This window comes from Tropicibacter sp. S64, assembly GCF_049803835.1.
GTDB lineage: Bacteria > Pseudomonadota > Alphaproteobacteria > Rhodobacterales > Rhodobacteraceae > Pacificoceanicola.
Genome location: NZ_JBNAGK010000002.1, coordinates 362354 through 388213, shown reverse-complemented (window position 1 = coordinate 388213; position 25860 = coordinate 362354). Strand labels below are relative to the sequence as shown.

Sequence of the window (25860 nt, the reverse complement as noted above, 5' to 3'; positions counted from 1 at the left end):
GGCACAGCCCCGCCCTACAGCCTGTTGCTTTGGTGAAGAATGTCGCTCTCATATCCGGCCCTCACGCCCATCGTGCTCCTGAGCCTGTCGAATGTCTTCATGACCTTCGCCTGGTACGGGCACCTGGGCCACAAGGGCAAGGCGCTCTGGGTGGTGATCCTCGTCAGCTGGGGCATCGCCTTCTTCGAGTATTGCCTCGCGGTGCCAGCGAACCGGATCGGGCACGGCGTCTATTCCGCCGCGCAGCTCAAGACCATACAGGAGATCATCACGCTGGTGGTCTTCGTGCTTTTCTCGGCGTTCTGGCTGAAGGAAAGTATCTCGCTGGGCACCGTGATCGGTTTCACCTTCATTGCAGTTGGCGCAGCGTTCGTCTTTCGGGGGTGATCTGAATGTTCGCAGAAGCAGTCCATCAGACCGTCGGTGTCGGCGTCGGCATGTTCCTTGGAACCATGATCGGCTTCGGCCTTCGGGCGAAGAAGGGCAAGACCGACGGGCTGGTACAGGGGTCCGTCTGGAAGACGGCGCTTGTCGCCGGGTTCGTCTCATGGCTGGCGGCGGCGGTGCTGTCGATGGTGTTCTGAAATGGCGGGCGCGGTTCTGATGACATCGCTGCTGACCGGCGTGTTCTGCGCGATCTTCTCGGCGGTTGTCGGGGCGCTCAGCATGGCGTTTTCGCCGATGGTGCTGATCGCGCTGTCTTTTGTTTCGGGCTTCTGCGGCAGCCTCTTCGCACAGCTTGTGATGGGGCGGCGGCGCTGATGGAGCAGGTGAGCGCGCAGATCGAAGGACGTGAATTCGTCTTTCACCTCAACGCGGAAGGCTGTCCGATCCAGGAGCGGCACCGGGTTGGCAAGTTCTATGAAAGGGCCGATCTCGACCGGGTTGCGGCGCATGTGGGCAGGGGCGCACATGTGATCGACGTGGGGGCGAACGTAGGCAACCACGCGCTCTATTTCGCGACGCTGATGGGCGCAGTGAAGGTGACGTGCATCGAGCCGAATCCGAAGGCCATCGCGGCGCTGCGGGCCAATGTCGAGGCGAACGGGCTTGCGGAAGTGATCGACCTGTCCGCGCTCGGTATCGGTCTCTCGGATCGCTCCGAGGGCGGCTATGCCGTCTTCGAGCGTGGGCGGAACCTCGGTGCGGCACAACTGGGCAAGGGCGGCGACATCGAGGTGCACCGCGGCGACGATCTCTTTGCCGATATGCCCGTAGACCTCATCAAGATCGACGTGGAAGGCATGGAAATGCTTGTGCTTTCCGGGTTCGAGCAGGTCATCGCCAAAGAGCGCCCGGCGCTGTTCGTCGAAGTGGACACGGCGAATGACGCGGAGTTCCGACACTGGCTGGCACAGCAGAATTACGCCGTGACCTTTGAATCCCGGCATCAGAGCGCCAATGTGAATGTCTTCGCACAACCCATCGGAGTACAGCCATGATCCTGACCACCACCCATTCCGTCGAAGGCTACAAGATCACCGATTACAAGGGCATCGTCGTCGGCGAGGCCATCATGGGCGCCAATGTGGTGCGCGATTTCTTTGCCGGGATCACCGATATCGTCGGCGGGCGCTCCGGCGCCTACGAGAGCAAGTTGCAGGACGCCCGCGACACCGCGATGCGCGAACTCGAAGCGCGCGCCGCCCGGCTTGGCGCCACGGCGGTTGTCGGCATCGACCTCGATTACGAAGTGGTGGGTGACAGCATGCTGATGGTCAGCGCCTCCGGCACGGCGGTGGTTCTCGGGTGAGCCTGCAGACGGTCATACCACGCCCGGAGCTGACGCTGCCCGAGGCCGAGGCCGCGCTTTTGCGTGCAGCCTACGAGGAGGCGGAGGTCCTCCTCGAATACGGCTCGGGCGGGTCTACCGTGATGGCGTCGGAAATGACCGGCAAGACGGTGTTCTCGGTGGAGTCGGACAAGGACTGGGCGCAGATGATGCGCGGATTCCTTGCCGAAAACCCCCCGGCGGCGGGGACCGAGGTGGATGTGATCTGGTCCGACATCGGCGCGACGAAGGAGTGGGGCCATCCGGTCGACCACACGGAGTTTCAGCGCTACCCACGGTATGCGCTCGAAGTCTGGGGCCTGCCGGAGTTCCGCCAGCCTGACGTGATCCTGGTCGATGGCCGCTTCCGGCAGGCCTGCGCCCTGACGGCGGCCTTCATGGCGCAAAAGCCCGTCACCGTGCTGTTTGACGACTACGTCCAGCGCAAACATTACCATAAGGTCGAGGAGGTCCTCGGCCAACCGCAGATCACCGGGCGCATGGCAGAGTTCCATGTGACCCCGAGCCCCATCGGACCGGAGCGGCTGCTCTGGTTCGTCAATTTCATGCTGCGGCCCTGAGCCGCGGAACCAGGACGAAAGAGGACGCGAAAAATGCTGGAAATCAAGAACCTGCACGTGAAGCTGGAAGAAGAGGACAAGCAGATCCTCAAGGGTGTGGATCTGACCGTCGAGGCGGGGAAGGTGCATGCGATCATGGGGCCGAACGGCTCGGGCAAGTCGACGCTGTCCTATGTCCTGTCGGGCAAGGACGGGTACGAGGTGACGGACGGCTCCGCCACGCTGCTCGGCGAGGACATTCTCGAGATGGAGCCGGAAGAGCGCGCCGCCGCTGGTCTGTTCCTGGCGTTCCAGTACCCGGTGGAGATCCCGGGCGTCGGCAACATGACTTTCCTGCGCACCGCGGTGAACGCGCAGCGCAAGGCGCGGGGCGAGGAGGAGATGTCTTCCGCCGAGTTCCTGAAGGTGATCCGCGCCAAGGCGAAGGACCTGAAGATCGACGCGGAGATGCTCAAGCGTCCGGTGAACGTCGGATTCTCCGGTGGCGAGAAGAAGCGCAACGAGATCCTGCAGATGGCAATGCTGGAGCCGAAGATGTGCATCCTCGACGAGACCGATAGCGGCCTCGACGTCGACGCCATGAAGCTGGTGGCGGATGGCGTGAACGCGCTGCGCTCGGAGGGCCGCTCCTTCCTCGTCATCACGCACTACCAGCGCCTGCTCGATCACATCAAGCCGGACGTGGTGCACATCATGGCGAATGGCCGCATCATCAAGACCGGCGGACCGGAGCTGGCGCTCGAGGTCGAGAACGAAGGTTACGCACACCTGCTGGCAGAGGAGGCGTAAATGGCTGTTGCAAAGGTCAAGCTCGACGCTACCGAGGCGCGGCTGGCGGCGCTGACGCTGCCGGAAGGCGGCTGGGCGGCTGCGGCGCGTCAGGACGCCCTGGCGCGGGTGCGCCGGATGGGGCTTCCGGGGGCGCGGGACGAATACTGGAAATACACGCGGCCGGACACGCTTGTGCAGGCGGATGCGCCGAACGCGGCGGTCTTTTCGGACGGAGAAGCGCCGGTTTTCGGCGCGGTGGACCGCCTGAAGATCGTCTTCACCGATGGTGTCTTCGATGCGGAGGCCTCCGACCCGCTGGCGCTGGACGGTGTGACCATCGCGCGGCTCGCCGAGGTCACGGACATCCATTGGGCCAAGGACCTCTACGGGGTCCTGGAAGCGAATGGACAGAGTCCGGTGGAGCGGCCTTTGGCGGCGCTCAACACCGCCTTTGCCACCGATGGCCTGCTGATCCACGTCACCGGCACCCCGTCCAAGCCGATCAACGTGATCTACCGCCATGCGTCCGAGACCTCCGATGCCATCCTGCATCACGTGGTCAAGGTGGACGCGGGCGCGGAAGTCACGATCCTCGAGAACGGTCCCGCCGCCGCACGGTTCAACAAGGTCATGGAAGTGGACATCGCCGATACCGGCCGTCTGCACCACGTCCGGGCGCAGGGCCGCGATCATCAGCGCCGCGCCGCGACGCATATCTTCGCGCGGCTGGGGGCGGAAAGCACCTTCAAGAGCTTCACCCTGACCGCCAACGGTGTGCTGACGCGCAACGAATGCGTGATCGAGCTGACCGGCGACGATGCGGTGGCGCATGTGGCTGGCGCCTGCATGGGCGACGGCGATTTCCACCACGACGACACCGTGTTCATCACCCATGACGCGGTGGGCTGCGAGAGCCGGCAGGTGTTCAAGAAGGTGCTGCGCAACGGCGCGACCGGCGTGTTCCAGGGCAAGATCCTCGTGAAGGCGGGGGCGCAGAAGACCGACGGCTACCAGATCAGCCAGTCGCTGCTGCTCGACGACGACAGCCAGTTCCTCGCCAAGCCGGAACTGGAGATCTACGCCGATGACGTGGCCTGCTCGCACGGGTCCACGTCCGGGGCAATCGACGAGGAAGGGCTGTTCTACCTGCGCGCGCGCGGCGTGCCCCGTGGCATTGCCGAGGACCTGCTGACTATCGCCTTCATCGCAGAGGCGGTGCAGGAGATCGAGGACGAAGGCCTGCAGGAGGAAATCAACGGCCGGGTCGCCGCTTGGCTGGAGCGTCGGCGCGCCTGATGCCTGTCACGCAGGATATCGTGGCCACCTACAAGGGGCCGGGCCGGGTCGTGTCCCGGCTCCTTCAGGCCGGTCCGCGCGAGGACCGGCTTCTGGCGCTGGTCATGGGCACCTGCGTGATCTTCTTCGTCGCCCGCTGGCCCGCGTTGGCGCGGCAGGCGCATCTGGAGGACAAGGAGCTGAACATGCTGTTGGGGGGCACGCTGCTCGCCACGGTGTTCATCTTCCCATTGATCCTCTACTTCACCGGCTTCCTGATCGGGCTGATCGGCAAACCGTTGGGCTACAGGGGCGGCGGCTATGGCGCGCGCCTCGCGCTGATCTGGGCGCTGCTCGCCTCGTCGCCGCTGGTCCTGCTCTATGGTCTCGTCGCCGGTTTCATCGGCGCGGCACCGTCGCTGACGCTGGTCGGCGCGGCGTGGTTCGCGGTTTTCCTGTGGTTCTGGATCGGCGGGATGCGCGGCGCGCATCGGTTCGGGGCGGGGCAGGGCGCATGACACCGCAAGGGATCGTCCGGCTCGGCATCGAGACCATCGCCAGCCCGCGCGGTGTGGCGCGGCTGCTTCTCAGCCTGCGCCTGCCGCGCGAGGCGGTTGTGCTGGGCTTCGTGCTGACGCTCGTGCTCAATGCGCTGCTCTACTCCATTTCGTTGATGATGGCGACCGACGTGCCTGTCGCCGGGCTGCTGGCCAGTCCCGTCGCCCTGATGGGCATGCGGGCCATCGCGCTGCTGATCCTGATGGCTTCCTTCACCTATGTCGGGCGGCTCTTCGGCGGGCGGGCGCGGTTTTCCGAAGTGATGCTGCTCATGGTCTGGCTCCAGGTGCTCGGCGTGCTGGCGCAGGTGGCGCTGACCCTGCTGTCGCCGGTGGCGGCCAATCTTGCGGCGCTGCTGGCCTTCGCGGCTTCGGCACTTGGCGCCTGGATCACCTCGGGCTTCCTTGACGAAGCCCATGATTTCAACAACGCGATCAAGGCGGTGTCCGTCCTGGTCCTCGGTGTGATCGCTTCGGCGGTCGGCCTTGCCATTCTGCTGAACCTTGTCGGGTTCGAACCAAGCGAGATTACCGGATATGTATGACGTCACAGAAATCCGCCGCGACTTTCCCATCCTGTCCCGGCAGGTGAACGGCAAGCCGCTGGTCTACCTCGACAATGGCGCGTCAGCGCAAAAGCCGCAGGCGGTGATCGACGCGGTGACGCGCGGCTATGCCGAGGAATACGCCAACGTCCATCGGGGCCTGCATTTCCTGTCCAATCTGGCGACGGAGAAATACGAAGGCGTGCGCGAGATCGTGGCGCGTTTCCTCGGGGCGCCCGACCCGGAAGAGATCGTCTACACCACCGGTACGACGCAGGGGATCAATCTTGTCTCCTACGGCTGGGCGATGCCGCGCATGGAAGCCGGGGACGAGATCGTCCTGTCGGTCATGGAGCATCACGCCAACATCGTGCCCTGGCATTTCCTGCGCGAACGGCAGGGGGTGGTTCTGAAATGGGTCGATGTGGACGCCACCGGCGCGCTCGATCCGCAGAAGGTGATCGACGCCATCGGACCAAAGACGAAGCTGGTCGCGGTCACGCAGGTCTCCAACGTGCTCGGCACCGTGGTCGACGTGAAGGCGATCTGCGAGGGGGCGCGGGCAAAGGGGGTGCCGGTGCTGGTGGACGGCAGCCAGGCAGCGGTGCACATGCCGGTGAACGTGGCGGACATCGGCTGCGATTTCTATGCCATCACCGGGCACAAGCTGTATGGTCCTTCCGCCTCCGGCGCGATCTGGATCAGCAAGGAACGGATGGCGGAAATGCGCCCCTTTCTCGGGGGTGGCGACATGATCCGCGAGGTCACGAAGGAGGCGGTGACCTACAACGATCCGCCGATGATGTTCGAGGCGGGCACGCCCGGCATCGTCCAGCAGATCGGCCTTGGCGTGGCGCTGGAATACATGATGGGGCTGGGGATGGAGGCCATCGCCGCCCATGAAAAGACCCTGCGCGACTACGCGCGGGCGCGGTTCGACGGGTTGAACTGGCTGAACGTGCAGGGCACGGCGGCGGAGAAGGCGGCGATCTTCTCCTTCACCATGCAGGGCGCGGCCCACGCGCATGACATCTCGACGATCCTCGACAAGAAGGGCGTCGCGGTGCGTGCCGGGCATCACTGTGCCGGGCCGCTCATGGAGCACCTCGGCGTCACGGCGACCTGCCGGGCGTCGTTCGGGCTCTACAACACGACCGAAGAGGTCGACGTGTTGATCGACGCGCTGGAACTGGCGCACGAGCTGTTCGGCTGAGGACGGTGACGCTCAGGCCGCAAGGGCCGCGCGCAGCGTGGTTGACGAGAGTGGCTTGGCGACGAACCCGTTCATGCCCGCCTCGCGGCAGCGTGTCAGGTCCTCTTCCAGCACGCTGGCGGTCAGGGCGATGATCTTCACATCCTTCTTCGGGCGGGGCATCGCGCGGATGTGGCGCGTTGCGTCGAGACCGTCCATGCGCGGCATATGCATGTCCATCAGGACGACATCGTAGGTCTTTTGCCCGATCGCGGCCAGCGCCTCGGCACCGTTGCTGGCGACGTCGACCTCGAACCCCAACTGCTGCATCAGCGATTTTGCCACGAAACGATTGGTCGCGTTGTCATCCACGATCAGCGCCCGTGATCCGGCGTAGTCCGGCGTGACGCGCTGCTGCGTTTCGGCGTGCCTCGGCGCATCGACCGCGGCCAGAATTGGCGTCGGCAGAGAGAAGCTGAAGGTGCTGCCCTGGCCAGGGGTGCTGTCCAGCGTGATGTCGCCGCCGTGGGAGATCACCAGCGCGCGCGAGATCGCGAGGCCGAGCCCGCTGCCGCCGAACCGCCGGTTGCGCCCGCCTTCGGCCTGTTCGAACCGTTCGAAGATCCGGGCGTGGTCCGCTGTGTCGATCCCGATTCCGGTGTCGCGCACGAAGAACCGGACCCCGCCGCCCGGCTGCTCCGGTGCCGGTTCCGCGCCAAGGGTCACGGCGCCCGTGTCGGTGAACTTGATGGCATTGCCTGCCAGGTTGATCAGCACCTGTCGCAGGCGATCCTCGTCGGCCTCGATCTGCGCTTCGAGCAACTCCGGATGGATGGCCACGCGCAGGTCGAGTCCCTTTCTTTCGGCGGCGATGCCGAGGATGCGGCTGACCCCGACGACAAGCCGCCGGACCGGCATCGGCGCAGGGTAGATTTCGAACCGGCCCTCCTCGATCTTCGCGAGGTCGAGGATGTCGTCGACGATGGCCAGCAGGGTCTTGCCGGATTCGCGGATGATCTCGGCCTGTCTCCTGTGCGTCTCCTCGAGGTTTGCCGTGCACAGGAGGTCCGCAACCGGGATCACGCCGTTGAGCGGGGTGCGGATCTCGTGACTCATCCGGGCGAGGAACTGCGATTTCGCCTCCAGCGCCGCCTCCGCGGCTTGCCGGGCGTTGCGCAGTGCCTCGGTATTCTGCGCGATGCGGCTGCGCATGGAGACGAAACTGTCGACCAACCGACCGACCTCGTCCCCGCGGCTCTCCGGCACGGCGGCATCGAAGTTGCCCTGCGCCATCTGGTCCGCCGCATCGGCCAGCGTCTTGACCCGCCGGATGACAAGCCGGTCGATCAGCAGCACAACCGCGACCATCAGCAACAGGCTGGTCACCATGGCAAGGCGGCCCTGTACCTGCGTCTCCTGCTCCAGACGGCCGAGATGTGCGCTGATGTCGACCTGCGCGGAGATATGCCCGGTGCCGCTGCCATTGACTGAAAAGGCGCGGTCGAGGCGGACGATACCGTGCCCCTCGATGTCCGGAACCGGCTGGAACGGGTAGATCTGCTTGCCGGTCTCGTCGGTCACGACCACGCTGATCCAGTTCGGATTGCGCGCCATGATGCTGTTCACGGTTTCATGCAGGGCGGCGTATTGCCGCGAAAGCTGGAAGGGCATCAGCGCGTCGACCATGACGTCCAGCTGCCGTCCGACCTCTTCGGTCTGCGCCTCGGTCATGACCGAGGCGATGCGGGGCAACCAAAGATAGTTGAACGCCAGTATGCGCACCAGCGATACGATCACGACGACGGCGATGAGCGTCCGTCGGATGGTCCAGGCTGACCGTTGCATGATCCGGTCTCACCCGCCGGTCTGCGGAGGCCGGACGAAGTAGCTCTGGAGCTCCAACTTGCGCAGACCCTCGTAGTCGTCCTGCGTGGCCATGACCGGCCTCTTGATCGGCACCTGGGCCAGCATGGCTGCGCCGGATTCGGTCTGGGCCATGTCGATGAATGCCTGCTGCACCGCGTCCGCCACCTCTTTCGGCACGCGCGGATGTACGGAGATGGGATGCGGCGGCAGGCGGGTCGTCTCGTAGAGGATCCGCAGCCCGTGGCGCACGAGATCGTCCTGTGAATTCAAGGTTGCCATGACACCGCCAGCCGCATCGGCCTGGCCGAGCAGCACGTTGTAGTAGGCTGAACTGTGGGTCGCGACGTAGCGTGCTGAATAATGCAGACCAAAATTGCGGTCGAGATCGGCCCGCATCAGCAATGCCGCCCCAAGAGCATTTGGGGCGGGAAAGGCGATGGTCCTGCCTTCGAGGTCGGCCACGCTGCGGAACGGCGAATCCCTGGCAACGACAAGCACGCCGTAGAGCTGCCGCCCGCCGTCGCGCACGATGGCCCGGTATCCCTGACGATCTCCCGCGACCAGCGCGTGATAGGGATTCATGTAGGCAAAATCGAAATCGCCCTGGACAAAGGCGGCCTCGAATTCGGGAATCCTCGGCGATCCGACCATTTCGAAGCGGTGCCCGGTGCGCGTGTGCAATTCTTCGAGGATCGGTTTCCAGGTCTCCGCGAGTTGCCGGGCCTCGAACTGCGGCACGATCCCGAAGGTATAGCGCTCTTCTGCGGCGGTCGTGACCGGCAGAAGTGTCAGAACGCAGACCAGGGCCCCGACAAGGAGTTGGCGAATCTGAAAAGGCATCGGTTTCCTCCGGGCAGGTCTGGACGCACGGAGTGTACCGACAGAAGTTTTAGGGACTCCTAAAAGCACTAACAAAACCTGCCGGGCCGGTTACGGCTTGCAGGGCGGAAAAAGGGGCGGTATACGCCCGCTCAGGCACCCGTAGCTCAGCTGGATAGAGCGCTGCCCTCCGAAGGCAGAGGCCAGAGGTTCGAATCCTCTCGGGTGCGCCAGTTCTATCCGAATTTCTGTGGACGATTGATTGCCGGGTCCCTGCCAGCGGGGACTGTCGGTGGATCAGCCGCTCCGCCGAAGCCGCGAGATCAGTCGCCCGCTCCGGCGCAGGGAGGTCAGACCCGCGCCAATCGCGATGCTCCAGAGGGCCCAGTCCAGCACCATCCAGTCCGGCGGTGCAAGGATCGCCAGCAGGGCCGCGCCGGTGGCGGTGGCCATGCGGTGCGGTTTGGCCATGGGGCCGCAGAAATCCGCGGGCGCTCCGGCGCTGGTGCCGAGTTCGCGGACATAGGCCGTCAGCACCGCCATGGCCGCCGCCGCCCATCCAAGCGCGACGTTGCCGGTACCCAGTCCCATGCCGACGAGGATCAGCACGTCCGCCAGCCGATCCGGGGCTTCGTTCCAGAAGGCGCCGGTCGGAGACTTCTTCCCTCCCTCGATCGCCACCATGCCGTCGAGCAGGTTGCAAGCGAGGCGCATCTGCACCCCGAAGGCCGCGATCAGCAGCCAGACAGCGGAGGTGCCGCCCGACAGCCAGAAGGCATCGCCCGCCAGCAGGGCGAAACCGATGGAGGCGGCGCTGATCTGGTTGGGGGTTATGCGCGTGGCGGAGAGGGCCTTGGCGGCGCGGGCGGCAAGGGCGGTGTCGCGGCTCTTGAGGGGGCGGCGGGATGTCATGGCGAGACTCAGACCGAGGACCAGAAATAACGGGTCAGGTGGAAGAAGATCGGCGCGGAAAAAACCACCGAGTCGAGCCGATCGACGAAACCGCCGTGGCCCGCGATCAGGTGGCCCCAATCCTTGATGCCCTTGTCACGCTTGATCGTCGACATGACCAGCCCGCCGAAGAAGCCCATGAGGGTGATGGCGAGCGCCATCATGAAGGCCTGCACCGGGGTGAATGGGGTCAGCCACCACAGGCCCGCCCCGGCGAGGGAGGCGGTCAGGATGCCGCCCACGAAGCCTTCCCAGGTCTTCGACGGTGACAGGTTTGGCGCGATCTTGCGGCGGCCGATCAGCTTGCCCCAGACATATTGCATGACGTCGGAAAACTGCACGGTGAACACGAGGAAGGCGATGAGCAGGATGGATTTTCCTTCATATCCTGGGATCTGCAGGCTGAGCAGTGCCGGGACATGGCTGCCGGCAAAGACGCAGATCATCAGCGCCCACTGGGTTTCCGCTATGCGCATCAGGAAACGGTCGGTCTCGCCCCGAAGGACGGCGACGATGGGCAGCAGCAGGAAGGCATAGACCGGGATAAAGATCGAATAGAGCCCGTACCAGTCCATCCCGATCAGGATGTACTGCACCGGCAGGATCAGGAAAAAGCTTGCGGCGAGGGCGTAGTGATCGGCGCGGCGTTTCTCGGTCAGGGTAAGGAATTCGCGCAGGGCGGCGAAGCTGATGAGGCCGAAGAGGACCAGCACCCCCGTGCGCCCGGCCAGCATGGCGAGGCCGAGGAGCGCGACCATGGCCCACCAGGCCTTGATCCTGGCGTTGAGGTTCTCGATGGTCGCGTTCTGGCGGTCGCGGTTGTACTTGGCCGCCAAGACGGCCCCGATGACGGAGGCGATCACCAGGATTGCCAGCACTCCGGCCATCAGTCGCAGGAATTCGGTATGGGCGGTCATGAGGCGTGGCTTTCCGGTGCGAGGGTCAGGAGGGCGGTCTCGGCCCGTTTCAGGAATGCCGCCTTGTCCTCTCCGGTCTCGCGGTGCAGCGGCGCGCCGAAGGTGACGGTGCACAGGAGCGGGACCGGGATCACTTCGCCCTTGGGCATGACGTTGTTGAGGTTGTCGATCCAGACCGGCACGAGATCGACTTCCGGGCAGCGGCCTGCGAGGTGGAAGAGGCCGGACTTGAACGGCAGCAGTTTCGCGCCGGTGCCGTTGCGCTGGCCCTCCGGGAAGATGATGAGGGAGGCGCCGGTGTCGATGGCCTCGACCATCTGCTGCACCGGGTCCTGGGTGCGGTCTTCGGGCTTGCGCTCGATCAGCACGGCGCGGAACACATCCCGCCCGATGAAACTGCGCAGCGGCGAGGTCAGCCAGTAGTCCGCCGCCGCGACGGGCCGCGTCTGTTGGCGCAGGGCCGGAGGCAAGGACGCCCAGAGCAGGACGAAATCGCCGTTGCTGGTGTGATTGGCGAAATAGACACGCTGCGCCGGCACCGGCTCGACGCCCTGCCAGATGGCCCGCGCGGCGGTGATCAGATGCGCAAAGAAAGCGATGGCAGTGCCGGTGACACGCGCCAGGCCCGTTCTGAGCCAGTCCATGATACCCCATTCCCCCCGACTGTGTGACAGCGAACGCTATACCGTGTTCGCCAGCATGGGTAGTCAGGATTCCCGGAACGGCTGTTGTCCTGACGCCTGTTTCCGCATCACAGCCCGCTGAGCGCCAAGAGATCGACAGGCACGGGCGAAAAGCCAAGCGCCTCGATCGGCATGGATGTCGCCGCAGGGCAGGCGTTCTCCGCTTTCAGCCGGGCGAGCAGCGCGATCTCACGCTCGATTTTCAGCTGGAAGCACGGCACCTCATCTTCATAGCCTTGGCATTGCAGGGTCAGGATGCGGGCCGCGTGCAGATAAGGGCAGGTCAGAAGGGCCTCGCGCTCCTCGGCGGACCAGTCCAGCGGCGCGCCTTTTTCCGCGGACCGGTCCACCCAGGTGATCCAGCCGTTATACATCCGCATTGCTGTGCCCATGGCGGACGGGTTGTGGCCGCCGTAGGCGATGGCGGTGGCGATCATGTCGCCCACGACCGGAAAGGTCTTGCCCGAGCGAGCCAGGTCGTTGTCATTCGCGGCCTCGAACCAGACTTTCCACGCCCAGGGGTGCGCCAGCAATTCGCGCCGCGCCAGCGTGAGCCTGCGGTCCGGGTAGGCCGGGTCGGACGCGCCTTCGAGAACGATGCGCGCGCCTTCGTCGCTTTCCCTCGTCCAGAACTGCAAGGAGCGCAGGGTCATCATCAGGTCGATGTCGAACGGGTTCTCGGCCATCCGGGCATCGAAATCCTCCATGATCCGGGGCACGACCTTCGGAGCGGCCAGCGGCATGCCCATCCTCTTGGCGTACATCATGTCGTGCAATTGGGCGAGTTCGTAGTCGCGGGTCTCGGGGTCGTCGAAATAGGCCTGCAGATCCGCCTGCCACTCCGGATTGTCACTCCAAAGCTCGATAACGGCCCGCCGCCGCAGCGCATTGATCGTCGGCTCGTCCCGGTCGACCTGTGCCAGGGTTTCCACGAACCAGTCGCGCGGCTCGTAGTTGATATGGCGGGCGGCGGCGTGCAACTGGCAAACCTCGGTGCCGTTGGGCGCCCAGGCAAGGATCATCGGTCCGAACCGGGGGCAGAAGGTTTCCATGAGATCGGCATCGGCCTTTTCGAATGCCGCCGGGACGCGCGGAATCCACTTGTTTCGCGCGGTCATTGCCGCGAGCAACATGTCGGGATCGGATTCAAAAGCCAGCGTCCGATACAGAATATCGTCGACCAGCATGGCCCCATAGCCTTCCCCGGCAAGGTAGATCAGCCCATCGGACATCTCCGCCTCCGGATGGCCGGCGGCAATGGCCTCCGCTGCGGCGGTCACCGCCTGTTCCAGCATGCTTGCCTGTGTGGCAAGGGCATCGGGTTGCTCGGTTCCGTAGGCCAGATGCTTGCCCGCAAACAGATACTGGCGAAAGTGGATCGCCCCGAGGACGCCGGGATCGGTGGCGGCGGCAGGCTCGGACAGGGTCGAGACGAGGCTGCGAACCCGCGGGTCGGCGGTTTCGAACAGCCGAAAGAGGGCGCGGTGATCGGCCGCTGCGAGGCCGCCGCCGCGCCAGGCTGCATCGGCCTCGCCCAGCGTTCTGGATGCGGTGGTGGCATCGCCGGACCGGATGGCTTCGCGCACCGATGCCTGGAAGTCCTGCCCGGCGGCGGCTGCGCCTGTCGCGGTGACGAGCAGGGCCAGTGTTGCAGCCGTGAGAGTGCGAAGTCTGTCGAACATGGAAAATCTCCTGTACCGTGAACCTTGCCATTCGATGGCCGCCGATACCGGCAAGATTGTGATTTTGGTGTGGTTTCTTATGGCGGAACGTCTGATGGTTGCAAATTTAAGCCTGGCTAACGGTACTCTTCAGGGTTTCTTCTTTGTGGCGCGGGCGGCCAATGGCTATGGAAGGCAGACACAGACGACCTCCCCAAGGACATCCCACATGACCGTTCAAACCGCTCCCGACCAGATGACCGACCTGCGCGAGATGGCCAATGCCATGCGGTTCCTGTCGATGGATGCCATCGTGCGGGCAGAGGATGGCCATCCAGGCACGCCCCTGGGCGGCGCGGACATCGCCACGGGGCTGTTCACGCAGGCGCTGAAGTATGATCCCAAGGCGCCGGACTGGCCGGACCGGGACCGGTTCGTACATTCGGCGGGGCATGGCTCCATGCTGCTCTACTCGGCGCTGCATCTCGCCGGGTATGAGAAAATCGACCTCGACCAGATCAAATCGTTCCGCGTGCTTGGCTCTCACACGGCGGGTCACCCGGAATTCGACATTCATGCAGGCATCGAAACCACGACCGGCCCCTTGGGGCAGGGGATCGCAAATGCGGTCGGCATGGCCGTGGCGGAGCGCATCCTGAACGCGCGGTTCGGGGATGGGATCGTCGATCACTACACCTATGCCTACACGGGTGATGGCTGCCTGATGGAGGGCATCTCGGCGGAGGTCATCGCGCTGGCCGGGCATCTGAAGCTCGGCAAGCTGATCTATCTCTGGGACGACAACCGCATGACTGACGACGGCCCGACCCTTCAGGCGGTGTCTGAAGATCAGCGCGTGCGCTTCGAGAACAACGGCTGGCATGTGCAGGAGGTCGACGGCCATGACGCCATGGCGGTCGCCGCAGCGATTGCCGAGGCCAAGAAGGACCCGCGCCCGTCGATGATCGCCTGCCGCACGCTGATCGGCTACGGCATCCCGCGCATTCAGGACGACCGCGCGGCGCATGGTGGCAAGATTACGTCAGAAGACACGGATGCGGCCCGGAAATTCCTGAACTGGCCGCATGCGCCCTTCGAGATCCCGAAGAATATCTACGACGCCTGGGCGGTTGCCGGTCAGAAGGGTGCGCAGGAGCGAGCCGCTTGGCAGGCGCGTGTCGACGCGATGTCCGCCGAGGATCGCGCCGAGTGGGACCGTGTCATGGCGGGGAAATTGCCGGAGGGCTGGCAGCAGACCATTCGGGACGCCAAGGCCGCCTTCGTGGCGGAGGGCGGCGAGAAGGCGGGTATCCGCGCGTCCGGCGAAGTGCTGGCGGCGTTGGCCGGTGCCATTCCCGAACTGATTTCCGGCGCACCCGATCTGGAAGCGGCGACACAGCACAAGCGCCAGCTCTCGCCCTTCACCGCCACAGACCGCAGCGGCCGCTACATCCATTACGGCGTACGCGAGTTCGCCATGGGCGCGATGATGAACGGCATGACCGTGCATGGCGGCATCGTCAGCATGGGCACCACCTTCCTCGTCTTCTCCGACTATCTGCGGCATACGCTGCGCATGGCGGCGTTGATGGAGATCCCCGGCATCTTCGTCTTCAGCCATGACAGCATCGGTATCGGCAAGAACGGCCCGACGCACCAACCGGTCGAATACCTCGCCTCGCTCCGCGCTTATCCCAACATGTGGACGATACGACCGGCGGATGCAGTGGAAATGGCGGAAGCCTGGGAACTGGGGCTCTTGCACCGGAACGGGCCGACCTCGATCATCGCTTCGCGGCAGGGTATTCCGCTGTTGCGGGATGCGGGTGCCGAAAACCTGACCGCCAAAGGCGCCTATGTGTTGGCCGAGGCCGAAGGGGAAGCCCGGGTCACGCTGATCGGCACCGGCTCCGAGGTGTCGGTGGCCATGAAGGCGCGGGACCTGCTTCAGGCGGAGGGCATTCCGACGGCGGTTGTCTCCCTGCCGTGCTGGGAGTTGTTCGAGGCGCAGGACGAGGCCTACAAGGTGTCCGTTCTGCCCGAAGGCACCGTGAAGGTGGCGGTCGAGGCGGCGGTGCGGCTCGGCTGGGACCGCTACATCGGCCCGAAGGGTGCCTTCATCGGGATGGACAGCTTCGGCGCGTCCGGAAACTACCCCGACCTGTTCCGGCACTTCGGCATCACGCCGGAGGCGGTTGCGGCGGCGGCAAGAACCCGTCTCTGACCCCTGTGATCCCGGTTGCCTTGGCAGCCGGGATTTGCCACCGTGGCCGCGAAAGCGAGGGCGCGTGGCACGACGGGACATCCATTGGCTGGCATTCTTCGCGCTGGTTCTCGGCGCGTGGACAGCGCTTTACCTGATGGCCGGCGGCATCGCGCCGGAAAGCCGTGGTGTCCTGGCGGCGCTGGCGGCCCTGTGCACCGGCGGTTCGGCTTCGACCACCGATCCGGCAGCCCTCTGGATCATGTGGGCGTTGATGGGGGCGGCGATGATGCTGCCGACACTGGTTCCCTTTCTCGGCACCCTGACCCGGATGACACGGGATGCCGCCGGGTGGTGGGGAGTGATCCTTGGCTACGGCGCGATCTGGGCCGGGTTTGCGCTGCTGGCGACGCTTGTCCAGTCGGCCCTCGCCGGGGCTGGCCTCCTCGATTCCCGCATGGCGCTGACCGTGGTCTGGCTGCAGGGGGCATTGCTCGCTCTGGCGGGCCTCTACCAGCTCTCCAATGCCAAGATGCATTGCCAGAGTGCCTGCCTGTCGCCCACGACCTACCTGATCGGACGCTACAGGCCCGGCCTCGCGGGTGGTGTGCGGATGGGCGTGGAGCAGGGGCTCTGGTGCCTTGGCTGCTGCTGGGCGATCATGGCGCTGGCCTTTGTCGGCGGGGTGATGAACCTGGTTTGGATGGGGCTTGCCACGGTCTTCATGGTCCTTGAAAAATTACCCCAGCTGGGCGGACCGCTGCGCCGGCCGGCGGGATGGGGGCTGGTGCTGGGCGGGATCGTGGTGATGGCGTTCGAGACAGGAAAGGCAGGCGTGACATGGCTTTGATCAGGAAACCCGGCGCGGACAGGCTGCCGGTGTCGCAACGCATAGACCAGAGGATGCCCAATCCGAAACGTCGGGTGATGCGCCCGACCGACTGGGCGATCAAGGGCGAATTGTTCCTCAATTGCTCCTGCACGGTGTTCTGCCCCTGCGTCGTCTCGCTCGGCAGGCATCAGCCCACGGAGGGGACCTGCAAGGCCTGGATGGCGATTGCCATCGACAAAGGCCACTACGAGCGCGAGGACCTGACGGGCCTCAATGTCGGGCTGATGGTGGAAATTCCCGGCAAGATGGCCGAGGGCGACTGGCGCGTCGCCGCCTATGTCGACGAGCGGGCGACTCCCGGCGCGTACAACGGCCTGCTGAAGATCCTTTCGGGCGAAGCCGGCGGCACGACGGGGCTGTTCACGCTGCTGGTCAGCACGATCATCGGGCACGAGCGGGAAAAGGTCGAGATCGTCCGCGAGGGACGCAAGCGCGGCCTCTACATCGGGCGCAAGATCCAGGGTGAGATCGAGATGATCGACGGGTCCAGTCCCGATCACCCGGTGGTCGTGTCCAACACGCGCTACTGGATGGGTCCGGATGTGATCGTCGCGCAGGCTGGCAAGAGCAAAGTGCGCGACTATGGCCGGGTCTGGGACCTCTCCGGCAAGTCCGGCGAAATCTGCGCCATCGACTGGAAGGGCGCGGGGGCATGATGATCACGCCCGAGTATTGTGTTACCATGGCCCAGTACAACGGCTGGCAGAACCGGCAGTTGAAGGCGACGCTGGCGGCGATGGACCCGGCGGAACTCACCCGGGATCGCGGTGCCTACTTCGGCTCGCTCCTCGGCACCGCCAATCACCTGCTTTGGGGCGACAGGATCTGGCTGTCGCGGCTGACCGGCGGTGTGGCGCCCGAGGGCGGCATTCCCGGCAGCCCAAGCCTGACACCGGATATCGAGGCCTGGGCGCTGGAGCGCTTCCGGACCGACGGGGCGCTGCTGCGCTGGGCCAAAGGGCTGGACGCGGTGGATCTGACCGGGCCGCTGGCCTGGTATTCGGGCGCGACGGGGCGGGATGTGGAAAAGCCGCTGGCGCTCTGCGTCGTGCACATGTTCAACCACCAGACTCACCATCGCGGACAGATCCACGCAATGCTGACCGCCGCGGGCAGCCCTGCGCCGGTGAGCGACCTGGTCTTCATGCCCGAAGACGGGCCGTGGCTGTGACGGGATGCCGGGTCGCCGCTCGTTCGCGGGCGAACATCGCCCCGCCCGCCATCCCGTGGACCGGGACAAACGAAAAGGAAGGAGAGACGTCATGTTCAAGGCATTGATCGTCGAGAAGGATGACGACGGCAAGACCCACGCCTCCGTGCAGGAGATCGGCGAGGATCGCCTGCCCGAAGGCGAGGTGACCGTCGCGGTGCAGTATTCCACCGTGAACTACAAGGACGGCCTCTGCGTCGGTCCGGGTGGCGGCCTCGTGCGCAGCTATCCGCATGTGCCAGGCATCGATTTTGCCGGAACGGTGGAACGGTCGTCCGACGCGCGTTACAAGCCCGGCGACCGGGTTGTGCTGACCGGCTGGCGCGTGGGCGAGGCGCATTGGGGCGGCTATGCGCAGAAGGCGCGGGTGAAGGCGGACTGGCTGGTGCCGCTGCCGGAGGGCCTCGATGCACGGGCGGCGATGGCGGTCGGGACTGCCGGGTTCACCGCGATGCTGGCGGTCATGGCGCTGCAGGATCACGGCATGACACCGGGCGACGGACCGGTCCTGGTCACCGGCGCGGCCGGGGGCGTGGGCTCCGTCGCGGTGGCGATCCTGGCCAATCTCGGGTTCGAGGTGGCGGCGGTGACGGGCCGGGCGGAGCAGGCGGAGTACCTGCGCGGCCTCGGCGCATCGGAGATCGTGCCGCGCGAGGAATTGACCGAGGTCACCCGCAAGCCGCTGGAAAGCGAACGCTGGTCCGGCTGTGTCGATGCGGTCGCGGGCGCGATGCTGGGCCGCGTGCTCAAGCAGATGAAATACGGCTCCTCCGTCGCTGCCATCGGCCTCGCGGGCGGGGCGGCCATCGACGGCGCGCTGATCACGCCGTTCATCCTGCGCGGCGTCAACCTCCTGGGCATCGACAGCGTCATGCAACCCTATGACAACCGCGTCCGGGCCTGGCAGCGGATCGCGTCCGACCTGCCGATGGACAAGCTCGAAGCGATGATCCAGCCGGCGACGCTTGCCGACCTGCCGCAGCTCGGGGCCGACATCCTGAAAGGGCAGGTGCGGGGCCGGGTGGTCGTGGACGTCAATGCCTGATCCCTCGCCGGAAGACCTGCACCGCATCGCGGCGGAACGCGCCGCGATGTTTCGCCCGGCGTGGTTCGGACGGCTGTTCGGGGCGAAGCTGCCGCTGGGCGAGACGTTCTGGGCCGGTCATGTCGGGCTGCAACTGGTGCTCATGCCGTTCTGGCTCGGGCTGATCGTGGTGCTGCCGCAAATCGCCCCGTCCCTCGCGAACGGGTCCATTTTCGTGTTCTTCGCCCTGTCCGGCGCGATCTCCGCGCTGGTGAGCCGGGCGGTGGTTGTCATTGCCTTGCGGGGGCAGGGCGGCCCCTGGCGCTGGCCCGCGGCGGGGCTCAGTCTCGCGATCACGGTGGTCTCGCTGGTCATGCTCTACCGTTGGCTTAGCGGCGGCGCCTGACAGCCCGCCGCTTTTTCGGGCAATGTCCTTGAAACCGCAGGGCGCGGCGCTAACTGGCCACCCATGTCGTTTTTGGCGCTTCAAACGCCGCGTCGTTGGCTCCCCGAGCGGGACGACGCGTTAGTCTCGTCGGGACTGGACAGGCCCGATGGCCGCAGAACTTCACGAAACGAGCCGGACCCGGGACTGACCCGGACCCTTGGTGCAGGCCGCATCAAGGCCAATCCGGATTTTGCACGAGAAGGGGGACAGACATGTTCGAACGCATCATGGTGCCCGTGGACCTGGCCCATGCCGGGAAACTGGACAAGGCCCTGACGGTGGCCGCCGACATGGCCGGGCACTACGGGGCAACGCTGGTTTACGTCGGGGTGTCGGCGGCAACGCCGAGCAGCATTGCCCGCACGCCGGAGGAGTTTCGCAGCAAGCTGGAAGCCTTCGCCGTCGATCAGGCGGAGCAGCGCGGAGTCAGGACGGAGGCCCATGCCGTCACCAGCCACGACCCGTCCATCGACCTCGACCCGACACTGGTTGCGGCGATCGGCGAGACCGGGGCGGACCTGGTCGTCATGGCCAGCCATATTCCGAATGTGACAGACGCCATCTGGCCGTCCAATGGCGGCTCGGTGGCGGCGCATGCCAAGGTTTCGGTGGTGATCGTGCGCTGAGAGGCGCGCGATCATTGCCGACACGAAACGATAAAACGCGAACAGGACAGAGGGAGGCCTGAATGGCCGATACGACAAGCAATCAGGGAATACCTGAACCGGAGGGACACTCCGACATCATCGACACCGATTACTCCATCGGTCAGGACAACATCGAAACCAAGGTCGGCCCGTTCGAACTGGACATCCATAACCCGGTGTTCCTCGTTTCGGGCCTCGCGGTGGTGGTCTTCGTGTTCTACACGCTGGCCATGCCGGAGCAGGCGGGCACCGCATTCAGCTGGCTGTTCGGCGCGGTGACGAAGGGCTTCGACTGGTTCTTCCTCGGTGCGGCGAACATCTTCGTGCTGTTCTGCCTGTTGCTGATCGTGCTGCCGGTGGGCAGCGTGCGGCTCGGCGGGGCAGAGGCAACGCCGGATTACGGCTATGTCGGCTGGTTCGCCATGCTCTTCGCCGCCGGTATGGGCATCGGCCTGATGTTCTACGGTGTGTCCGAACCGATGAGCCACTTCAGCAGTGCCATCGGCGGCACCGCCGTGGGCGAGGACGGCCTCCGGACGGACTGGGCGCCGCTGGGCGCCGCGGGCGAGAACGAGCAGGAGGCCGTGCGCCTGGCCTTTGCCGCCACGATCTTCCACTGGGGCCTGCACCCCTGGGCGATCTACGCGGTGGTCGGCCTGGCGCTGGCCCTGTTCAGCTACAACAAGGGGCTGCCGCTGACCGTGCGCAGCGCCTTCTACCCGATCCTCGGTGAGCGGGTCTGGGGCTGGCCGGGGCATGTCATCGACATCCTCGCGGTCTTCGCGACGCTCTTCGGCCTCGCCACCTCTCTCGGCTTCGGCGCGACTCAGGCGAACGCCGGTCTCAACGAACTCTTCGGCATCCCGGTGGGCGAGACGACGGAAGTCCTCCTGATCACCGGCATCACCGCCATTGCCCTCGTCTCCGTGCTGCGCGGGCTGGACGGCGGCGTCAAGGTGCTGTCGGAGATCAACATGGGGCTGGCCTTCGCGCTGCTGCTCTTCGTGCTGATCGTCGGGCCGACGGTCGCGATCCTGACCGGCTTCGTCGATTACCTGTTGGCCTACCTGGAATACCTGCCGTCGCTGTCCAACCCGGTGGGCCGCGATGACGTCAACTTTTCGCAGGGCTGGACCTCGTTCTACTGGGCCTGGTGGATCAGCTGGTCGCCGTTCGTGGGCATGTTCATCGCCCGCGTCTCGCGCGGCCGCACGGTCCGGGAATTCGTGACCTGCGTTCTTCTGATCCCGTCGCTCGTCTGCGTGCTGTGGATGTCGGTCTTCGGCGGCACAGCGGTGTTGCAGGTCCTCAACGACGGCTACACCGCCGCGCAGGACGCACCGCTCGAACTCAAGCTGTTCAAGATGCTGGATGTGTTGCCGCTGGCCTCGATCACCTCGTTCATCGGGATCATCCTGGTGATCGTGTTCTTTGTCACCTCCTCCGACTCGGGATCGCTCGTCATCGACACGATCACCGCGGGCGGCAAGGTCGATGCCCCGGTGCCGCAGCGGGTGTTCTGGTGCGTCTTCGAGGGCGCGGTGGCGATCACGCTGCTGCTTTCGGCGGGCGGCCTGCAATCGCTGCAATCCATGGTCATCTCCACCGGCCTGCCGTTCACGGTGGTGTTGCTGGTGATGTGCTGGGCAATCTGGAAAGGGTTGCAGTCCGAGCGCCGCTCTCGCTGACGGAGCGTTGATGAGAAGAGGAAAGGCCCCGGCATCGCGCCAGGGGCCTTTTTCTTTGCATCGGGGTGCGGCAGGGTCCTGCCATGAGGATTGCCGAAACCCCCAAGGACATGACCGACGCGCTGCGCGCCGTATTCGCGCCGCAGATCGGGGCGATGCTGACGGGGCTGCGCACGGCGGAGCTCCTGTTCGACGGCGCGTGGAGCGATTGGCCGGATCTGCCGGCCCGACTGGCGTTTGGTTCTGCCGTCGTATCCCTCGCGTGGTCCCGTTTCGACCGGCTGCATGTCGGAGAAGGAGAGACGTTGCCCTTCGACATCGGCGAGTCGGTCGTCCGCTGGAAAGCCCGCCCGGATCTCCCCGGGTTGATTGGAGAACGGCTGAATGCGGTCTCTATCGCACAAGGTGATCTGAACGGCGTGCCGATCTGGACGCGCGTACTTCTGCGGTTCGGGCCAACGACGCTGGAGGTCTACAACGCGCTGGACGAGACCGGCCTCCGGACCATCCAGGGCGGGCCGAAAGGACACATCCTGCCGGTGTTGTGACCGGGGCGGCCCGCTGCCGTCCGGTGTGCGTCTTGCCTGCGCCTGGCGAAGTGGCCAAGGTGCAAGCCATCGTTTCCGCCCAAAGGCACCGCCATGTTCTCCAACCAGTCACCCCTGTTTACCTTTCGCGGACCGTTCGGCGTACCGGTGGAGGTTGGCCCCTCGATCTTGCTGCTCCTGCTGATTTTCGTGGACTTCGGCGGCACGTCGCAGACGCTCACCTATGACCTGATGTTCTTTGCCCTCGTGGTGCTGTCGATCTTCCTGCACGAATTCGGCCACGCCTGGGGCTGTATCGTGCAGGGCGTGCCGGTGCGGCGGGTGGTGATCTACGGCGGCGGCGGATTCTGCGAGTCCGTGCGCAGCGGAACGCGCCGCGAGGAAGAACTGATTGTCGCCATGGGGCCGATCGTGAATCTCGTACTCTGGGCCGTGGCCTCGCTGCTGTGGCCGTCCATCGACAACCAGTCTCTGCAATGGGTGGTCTGGGCGGTGGGCTGGATCAACGGCTTCCTTGCCATCCTCAACCTGCTGCCGGTGCTGCCGCTGGACGGCGGCAAGCTGCTGCAGCTTGGCCTTCTGCGGCTGATGCCGCGCAGCACCGCGACGCGGCTCGCCGGAACCATCGGGCTTGTCGTCTCGCTGCTCTGGCTGCCCGCGATGCTGGCGGCGTGGTACTACCTCGGCTTCGTGCTGTTCTTCCTCCCGTCGATCGCGCTGCACTGGCGCATGGCAAAGGGCGAGATCGCCTGACGGCCTGCCAATCGGACCTCCTGTTACAAATCTTTGATCCGGGCAGACTTGCGCTACGTAGTCCTTTGAAACCAACAGTCTGCGCGGCACGTTGGATCAAAACGATGCGACGGAGACAGGCTTGCCCGACACTACCCCCATCCTCGTCTGGATCAGGCGCGATCTGCGTCTGAGCGACCACGCGGCGCTGACGAAGGCCGCGGCCAGCGGGCGGCCGGTCATTCCGGTGTTCATTCGCGATGCCGGTGTCGACGGGCTTGGCGCCGCGCCGCAATGGCGGATGGGTCTGGGCATCGGCTGCTTCGCGGAGGCTTTGCAGGACAAGGGTTCGCGGCTGATCCTGCGCAGCGGCCCGGCGCGGGAGGTGATGGAAGCCCTGATCGCGGAGACCGGCGCGAATACCGTCTATTGGATGCGGGCCTATGATCCCGAGAGTGTGGAGCGCGACACGCGGGTCAAGACGGCGCTGAAAGAGGCGGGCGTCGAGGCGGAGAGCTTTGCCGGGCACCTGATGTTCGAGCCCTGGACGGTGGAGACCAGGCAGGGCGGGTTCTACAAGGTGTTCACCCCGTTCTGGCGGGAGGCGCGCACGCATCAGGTTGCCGAACCCTTGTCCGCGCCCTCCACGTTGAAAGCGCCGGAGCGCTGGCCCGAGAGCGAGAGGTTGGACGACTGGCAGTTGGGCAAGGCCATGCGGCGCGGGGCGGCGGTGGTGCGGCCTTACGTGCAATTGGGCGAGAAGGCGGCGCACAGCCGTCTCGGGGCGTTCATGGCGTCGAAGGTCGAGCACTATGGCGACCACCGCGACCTGCCCGCCGTAGACGGGACATCGTGCCTGTCCGAGAACCTCGCCTTGGGCGAGATCGGCCCCGCGACCTGCTGGGCAGCGGGCAAGCGGGCGATGGAGCAGGGCAAGGCGGGGGCGGAGACCTTCCTCAAGGAGTTGGTCTGGCGCGAGTTCGCCTACCACCTGATGTGGCACACGCCGCGCCTGCTGGAGGACAACTGGCGCGAGGAATGGGCGGCGTTCCCGTGGAACACCGACGAGCGCAAGGCCGAGGTGAAAGCCTGGAAACAGGGCCGCACCGGCATTGCCTTCGTCGATGCCGGAATGCGGGAGATGTATGTCACCGGGCGGATGCACAACCGGGTGCGGATGATCGTCGGTTCCTACCTGACCAAGCATCTGATGGGGCACTGGAAGATCGGGCAAAAGTGGTTCGAGGATTGCCTGATCGACTGGGACCCGGCCTCCAACGCCATGGGCTGGCAATGGGTGGCGGGCTGCGGGCCGGACGCGGCGCCGTATTTCCGCGTCTTCAACCCCGACACGCAGCGCGAGAAGTTCGACCCGAAGCGGGAGTACGTGGACCGCTGGATCGCCGAAGGCCGCAAGACACCCAGCGAGACGGCCCTGAGCTATTTCGATGCCATCCCGGAACGCTGGCGCATGGCGCCGGGCGATGACTACCCGGACCCTGTTGTCAGCCTCGACGCAGGCCGCGACCGGGCGCTCGAGGCCTACAAGGGGCGGGACTTCTGATCTCGGCCCATTTGAAACTGTCCGGCGCGCCGGAACGTTACTAATCTGTTACACTGCCCCTTGGGAGGCCAAGACCATGAAACACGTTGATGAAAGCCAGTTTGCCGAGGTGCTGACGACGACCGAAGGGCAGGGCGGCCTGCCACGCTATTTCGCGCAGGTGTTCCGGGCGGCGTCGGCGATGAACAAGGGCCGGCTCGATTTCGTGCTGCCGGACGGACGGGTGTTCCGGGCGACGGGCAAGCTGCCAGGACCGCGGGCCGAGTTGCACATCCACAACCCCGACATCTTTGCACGGCTGATCCGGGAGGGCGATCTCGGGTTCTGCGAAGCCTATCTTGACGAATGGTGGTCCTCGCCGGACCTGATGGCGTTTCTCGACCTCGTTCACGCGGACAACGACGATCTGTATGACGGCTTTCCGGGCATGGGGCTGGTCCGGGCGTGGGAGAACCTGCGCTTCTGGATGCAGCGCAATTCGAAGCGCGGCGCAAAGCGCAACATCGCGCACCACTACGATCTCGGGAACGACTTCTACGGGCTGTGGCTCGACAGGACGATGACCTACAGCTCCGCGCTCTTCGAGACCGGCGAGGAGACCCTGGAGGAGGCGCAGACCGCCAAATATGCGGCGCTGGTCGACCGGATGGGGGTGCAGCCCGGTGAGCACGTGCTGGAGATCGGCTGCGGCTGGGGCGGTTTCGCGGAATATGCCGCGAAGGAGCGCGGGCTGCGTGTCACCTGCCTGACCATCAGCCGCGAGCAATACGCCTATGCCAAGGCGCGGATCGAAAGTGCGGGGCTGGCGGACCGCGTGACCTTCAAGTTGCAGGATTATCGTGACGAAACCGGCACATATGACGGTATCGCCTCCATCGAGATGTTCGAAGCGGTGGGCGAGAAATACTGGCCGATCTATTTCGCTACCCTCAAGCGCTGTCTGAAACCGGGCCGTTCGGCGGCGCTGCAGATCATCACGGTGCAGCACAAGCGCTGGGAGGTTTACCGAAGGGGTGTTGATTTCATACAGAAATACATCTTCCCGGGCGGGATGCTGCCAAGCCCCGTGGTGCTGCGTCAGGAGATCGCCAAGGCCGGCTTGCGCGACGATGGCAGCTTCGAGTTCGGCGAGAGCTACTCGATCACCCTGCGCCGCTGGCATGCGGACTTCAACGCACGCTGGCCGGAGATAGCGCGGCACGGATTCGACACACGCTTCCAAAGAATGTGGAATTTCTATCTCGCGTCTTGCGCGGCGACCTTTCACTTCGGTAACTGTGATGTCACCCAGATAACCGTGACAAGACCGAGCTGA

General features: G+C 65.3%; 29 protein-coding genes and 1 tRNA gene. 24 read left to right on the top strand and 6 right to left on the bottom strand.

What is annotated here, in order from left to right; translation table 11 throughout:
• The first annotated feature begins 39 nt into the window (after positions 1–39).
• The 11 genes from ACP159_RS05115 to ACP159_RS05065 are packed head-to-tail and all read left to right on the top strand — an operon-like array spanning position 40 to position 6713.
• Positions 40–387, top strand: coding sequence for a DMT family protein (locus ACP159_RS05115; protein WP_425098561.1), 348 nt, complete (start codon positions 40–42; stop codon positions 385–387).
• Between the two features lie 5 nt (positions 388–392).
• A complete protein-coding gene (locus ACP159_RS05110; protein WP_425098560.1) occupies positions 393–584 on the top strand; it encodes a hypothetical protein in 192 nt (63 codons plus the stop codon).
• A gap of 19 nt (positions 585–603) precedes the next feature.
• Positions 604–762: a hypothetical protein gene (locus ACP159_RS05105; RefSeq protein WP_425098559.1), complete on the top strand. Its 159-nt coding sequence runs from the start codon at positions 604–606 to the stop codon at positions 760–762.
• Complete coding sequence (locus ACP159_RS05100) at positions 762–1442, top strand: FkbM family methyltransferase (protein WP_425098558.1); 681 nt, start codon at positions 762–764, stop codon at positions 1440–1442. Before ACP159_RS05105 ends, ACP159_RS05100 begins: the two co-directional genes overlap by 1 nt.
• A complete protein-coding gene (locus tag ACP159_RS05095) occupies positions 1439–1753 on the top strand; it encodes a heavy metal-binding domain-containing protein (protein WP_425098557.1) in 315 nt (104 codons plus the stop codon). The genes ACP159_RS05100 and ACP159_RS05095 overlap by 4 nt, the downstream gene beginning before the upstream one ends.
• Positions 1750–2352, top strand: coding sequence for a hypothetical protein (locus tag ACP159_RS05090; RefSeq protein WP_425098556.1), 603 nt, complete (start codon positions 1750–1752; stop codon positions 2350–2352). Before ACP159_RS05095 ends, ACP159_RS05090 begins: the two co-directional genes overlap by 4 nt.
• A 33-nt stretch (positions 2353–2385) precedes the next feature.
• On the top strand, positions 2386–3141 hold the full coding sequence (gene sufC, locus ACP159_RS05085; RefSeq protein ID WP_425098555.1) for a Fe-S cluster assembly ATPase SufC: 756 nt from the start codon (positions 2386–2388) through the stop codon (positions 3139–3141).
• Positions 3142–4419 (top strand): SufB/SufD family protein, encoded by a 1278-nt coding sequence (locus ACP159_RS05080; RefSeq protein WP_425098554.1) that lies wholly within the window; start codon positions 3142–3144, stop codon positions 4417–4419.
• Positions 4419–4916: a YIP1 family protein gene (locus tag ACP159_RS05075; RefSeq protein WP_425098553.1), complete on the top strand. Its 498-nt coding sequence runs from the start codon at positions 4419–4421 to the stop codon at positions 4914–4916. The genes ACP159_RS05080 and ACP159_RS05075 overlap by 1 nt, the downstream gene beginning before the upstream one ends.
• A complete protein-coding gene (locus ACP159_RS05070; protein WP_425098552.1) occupies positions 4913–5500 on the top strand; it encodes a YIP1 family protein in 588 nt (195 codons plus the stop codon). The genes ACP159_RS05075 and ACP159_RS05070 overlap by 4 nt, the downstream gene beginning before the upstream one ends.
• Entirely contained in the window at positions 5493–6713 is a 1221-nt protein-coding gene (locus ACP159_RS05065) for a cysteine desulfurase (RefSeq protein WP_425098551.1), read from the top strand. Before ACP159_RS05070 ends, ACP159_RS05065 begins: the two co-directional genes overlap by 8 nt.
• Positions 6714–6725: 12 nt before the next feature.
• Here the strand turns inward: ACP159_RS05065 and ACP159_RS05060 are convergent, their stop codons facing one another.
• Positions 6726–8537 carry an ATP-binding protein gene (locus ACP159_RS05060; RefSeq protein ID WP_425098550.1) on the bottom strand — a complete coding sequence of 604 codons (1812 nt, stop codon included), beginning with the start codon at positions 8535–8537 and terminating at the stop codon, positions 6726–6728.
• Between the two features lie 9 nt (positions 8538–8546).
• On the bottom strand, positions 8547–9398 hold the full coding sequence (locus ACP159_RS05055) for a phosphate/phosphite/phosphonate ABC transporter substrate-binding protein (protein ID WP_425098549.1): 852 nt from the start codon (positions 9396–9398) through the stop codon (positions 8547–8549).
• A gap of 135 nt (positions 9399–9533) precedes the next feature.
• Between ACP159_RS05055 and ACP159_RS05050 the strand changes: the two genes are divergently transcribed.
• A tRNA-Arg gene (locus ACP159_RS05050) sits at positions 9534–9610 on the top strand.
• Positions 9611–9674: 64 nt separating this feature from the next.
• On the opposite strand, the gene ACP159_RS05045 is transcribed toward ACP159_RS05050, so the two are convergent.
• The 4 genes from ACP159_RS05045 to ACP159_RS05030 all read right to left on the bottom strand — a co-directional run bounded on the left by ACP159_RS05045 (position 9675) and on the right by ACP159_RS05030 (position 13610).
• Positions 9675–10289, bottom strand: a complete 615-nt coding sequence (locus tag ACP159_RS05045) for a CDP-alcohol phosphatidyltransferase family protein (RefSeq protein ID WP_425098548.1) — start codon at positions 10287–10289, stop codon at positions 9675–9677.
• Positions 10290–10297: 8 nt separating this feature from the next.
• A complete protein-coding gene (locus tag ACP159_RS05040) occupies positions 10298–11245 on the bottom strand; it encodes a phosphatidate cytidylyltransferase (RefSeq protein WP_425098547.1) in 948 nt (315 codons plus the stop codon).
• Positions 11242–11889: a lysophospholipid acyltransferase family protein gene (locus ACP159_RS05035; RefSeq protein WP_425098546.1), complete on the bottom strand. Its 648-nt coding sequence runs from the start codon at positions 11887–11889 to the stop codon at positions 11242–11244. Before ACP159_RS05035 ends, ACP159_RS05040 begins: the two co-directional genes overlap by 4 nt.
• A gap of 107 nt (positions 11890–11996) precedes the next feature.
• A complete protein-coding gene (locus ACP159_RS05030; RefSeq protein WP_425098545.1) occupies positions 11997–13610 on the bottom strand; it encodes a hypothetical protein in 1614 nt (537 codons plus the stop codon).
• A 208-nt stretch (positions 13611–13818) separates the two neighbouring features.
• Here ACP159_RS05030 and tkt point away from each other — a divergent pair, with 208 nt between their 5' ends.
• The 12 genes from tkt to ACP159_RS04970 all read left to right on the top strand — a co-directional run bounded on the left by tkt (position 13819) and on the right by ACP159_RS04970 (position 25860).
• Positions 13819–15813: a transketolase gene (gene tkt / locus ACP159_RS05025; protein WP_425098544.1), complete on the top strand. Its 1995-nt coding sequence runs from the start codon at positions 13819–13821 to the stop codon at positions 15811–15813.
• Positions 15814–15877: 64 nt separating this feature from the next.
• The gene (locus tag ACP159_RS05020; RefSeq protein ID WP_425098543.1) at positions 15878–16642 is read left to right on the top strand and encodes a DUF2182 domain-containing protein; all 765 of its coding nucleotides are present in this window, start codon (positions 15878–15880) and stop codon (positions 16640–16642) included.
• Positions 16633–17340, top strand: coding sequence for a DUF1326 domain-containing protein (locus tag ACP159_RS05015; RefSeq protein ID WP_425098542.1), 708 nt, complete (start codon positions 16633–16635; stop codon positions 17338–17340). The genes ACP159_RS05020 and ACP159_RS05015 overlap by 10 nt, the downstream gene beginning before the upstream one ends.
• Positions 17337–17855, top strand: a complete 519-nt coding sequence (locus tag ACP159_RS05010; RefSeq protein ID WP_425098541.1) for a DinB family protein — start codon at positions 17337–17339, stop codon at positions 17853–17855. The genes ACP159_RS05015 and ACP159_RS05010 overlap by 4 nt, the downstream gene beginning before the upstream one ends.
• A gap of 91 nt (positions 17856–17946) precedes the next feature.
• On the top strand, positions 17947–18939 hold the full coding sequence (locus ACP159_RS05005; RefSeq protein WP_425098539.1) for an MDR family oxidoreductase: 993 nt from the start codon (positions 17947–17949) through the stop codon (positions 18937–18939).
• Positions 18932–19324, top strand: coding sequence for a hypothetical protein (locus ACP159_RS05000; RefSeq protein ID WP_425098538.1), 393 nt, complete (start codon positions 18932–18934; stop codon positions 19322–19324). The genes ACP159_RS05005 and ACP159_RS05000 overlap by 8 nt, the downstream gene beginning before the upstream one ends.
• A 254-nt stretch (positions 19325–19578) precedes the next feature.
• Positions 19579–19992 carry a universal stress protein gene (locus ACP159_RS04995; protein WP_425098537.1) on the top strand — a complete coding sequence of 138 codons (414 nt, stop codon included), beginning with the start codon at positions 19579–19581 and terminating at the stop codon, positions 19990–19992.
• 62 nt (positions 19993–20054) lie between these two features.
• A complete protein-coding gene (locus tag ACP159_RS04990; RefSeq protein WP_425098536.1) occupies positions 20055–21701 on the top strand; it encodes a BCCT family transporter in 1647 nt (548 codons plus the stop codon).
• Between the two features lie 110 nt (positions 21702–21811).
• On the top strand, positions 21812–22249 hold the full coding sequence (locus ACP159_RS04985; RefSeq protein WP_425098535.1) for a hypothetical protein: 438 nt from the start codon (positions 21812–21814) through the stop codon (positions 22247–22249).
• Between the two features lie 93 nt (positions 22250–22342).
• Positions 22343–23002 carry a site-2 protease family protein gene (locus ACP159_RS04980; protein ID WP_425098533.1) on the top strand — a complete coding sequence of 220 codons (660 nt, stop codon included), beginning with the start codon at positions 22343–22345 and terminating at the stop codon, positions 23000–23002.
• 121 nt (positions 23003–23123) lie between these two features.
• Positions 23124–24545 carry a cryptochrome/photolyase family protein gene (locus ACP159_RS04975; protein ID WP_425098532.1) on the top strand — a complete coding sequence of 474 codons (1422 nt, stop codon included), beginning with the start codon at positions 23124–23126 and terminating at the stop codon, positions 24543–24545.
• A gap of 76 nt (positions 24546–24621) precedes the next feature.
• The gene (locus ACP159_RS04970) at positions 24622–25860 is read left to right on the top strand and encodes a class I SAM-dependent methyltransferase (RefSeq protein WP_425098531.1); all 1239 of its coding nucleotides are present in this window, start codon (positions 24622–24624) and stop codon (positions 25858–25860) included.

Coding starts and splice junctions, on each gene's coding strand:
- ACP159_RS05115 (WP_425098561.1), top strand. CDS start 40: ATGTCGCTCTCATATCCGGCCCTCACGCCCATCGTGCTCCTGAGCCTG.
- ACP159_RS05110 (WP_425098560.1), top strand. CDS start 393: ATGTTCGCAGAAGCAGTCCATCAGACCGTCGGTGTCGGCGTCGGCATG.
- ACP159_RS05105 (WP_425098559.1), top strand. CDS start 604: ATGACATCGCTGCTGACCGGCGTGTTCTGCGCGATCTTCTCGGCGGTT.
- ACP159_RS05100 (WP_425098558.1), top strand. CDS start 762: ATGGAGCAGGTGAGCGCGCAGATCGAAGGACGTGAATTCGTCTTTCAC.
- ACP159_RS05095 (WP_425098557.1), top strand. CDS start 1,439: ATGATCCTGACCACCACCCATTCCGTCGAAGGCTACAAGATCACCGAT.
- sufC (WP_425098555.1), top strand. CDS start 2,386: ATGCTGGAAATCAAGAACCTGCACGTGAAGCTGGAAGAAGAGGACAAG.
- ACP159_RS05080 (WP_425098554.1), top strand. CDS start 3,142: ATGGCTGTTGCAAAGGTCAAGCTCGACGCTACCGAGGCGCGGCTGGCG.
- ACP159_RS05075 (WP_425098553.1), top strand. CDS start 4,419: ATGCCTGTCACGCAGGATATCGTGGCCACCTACAAGGGGCCGGGCCGG.
- ACP159_RS05070 (WP_425098552.1), top strand. CDS start 4,913: ATGACACCGCAAGGGATCGTCCGGCTCGGCATCGAGACCATCGCCAGC.
- ACP159_RS05065 (WP_425098551.1), top strand. CDS start 5,493: ATGTATGACGTCACAGAAATCCGCCGCGACTTTCCCATCCTGTCCCGG.
- ACP159_RS05060 (WP_425098550.1), bottom strand. CDS start 8,537: ATGCAACGGTCAGCCTGGACCATCCGACGGACGCTCATCGCCGTCGTC.
- ACP159_RS05055 (WP_425098549.1), bottom strand. CDS start 9,398: ATGCCTTTTCAGATTCGCCAACTCCTTGTCGGGGCCCTGGTCTGCGTT.
- ACP159_RS05045 (WP_425098548.1), bottom strand. CDS start 10,289: ATGACATCCCGCCGCCCCCTCAAGAGCCGCGACACCGCCCTTGCCGCC.
- ACP159_RS05040 (WP_425098547.1), bottom strand. CDS start 11,245: ATGACCGCCCATACCGAATTCCTGCGACTGATGGCCGGAGTGCTGGCA.
- ACP159_RS05035 (WP_425098546.1), bottom strand. CDS start 11,889: ATGGACTGGCTCAGAACGGGCCTGGCGCGTGTCACCGGCACTGCCATC.
- ACP159_RS05030 (WP_425098545.1), bottom strand. CDS start 13,610: ATGTTCGACAGACTTCGCACTCTCACGGCTGCAACACTGGCCCTGCTC.
- tkt (WP_425098544.1), top strand. CDS start 13,819: ATGACCGTTCAAACCGCTCCCGACCAGATGACCGACCTGCGCGAGATG.
- ACP159_RS05015 (WP_425098542.1), top strand. CDS start 16,633: ATGGCTTTGATCAGGAAACCCGGCGCGGACAGGCTGCCGGTGTCGCAA.
- ACP159_RS05010 (WP_425098541.1), top strand. CDS start 17,337: ATGATGATCACGCCCGAGTATTGTGTTACCATGGCCCAGTACAACGGC.
- ACP159_RS05005 (WP_425098539.1), top strand. CDS start 17,947: ATGTTCAAGGCATTGATCGTCGAGAAGGATGACGACGGCAAGACCCAC.
- ACP159_RS05000 (WP_425098538.1), top strand. CDS start 18,932: ATGCCTGATCCCTCGCCGGAAGACCTGCACCGCATCGCGGCGGAACGC.
- ACP159_RS04995 (WP_425098537.1), top strand. CDS start 19,579: ATGTTCGAACGCATCATGGTGCCCGTGGACCTGGCCCATGCCGGGAAA.
- ACP159_RS04990 (WP_425098536.1), top strand. CDS start 20,055: ATGGCCGATACGACAAGCAATCAGGGAATACCTGAACCGGAGGGACAC.
- ACP159_RS04985 (WP_425098535.1), top strand. CDS start 21,812: ATGACCGACGCGCTGCGCGCCGTATTCGCGCCGCAGATCGGGGCGATG.
- ACP159_RS04980 (WP_425098533.1), top strand. CDS start 22,343: ATGTTCTCCAACCAGTCACCCCTGTTTACCTTTCGCGGACCGTTCGGC.
- ACP159_RS04970 (WP_425098531.1), top strand. CDS start 24,622: ATGAAACACGTTGATGAAAGCCAGTTTGCCGAGGTGCTGACGACGACC.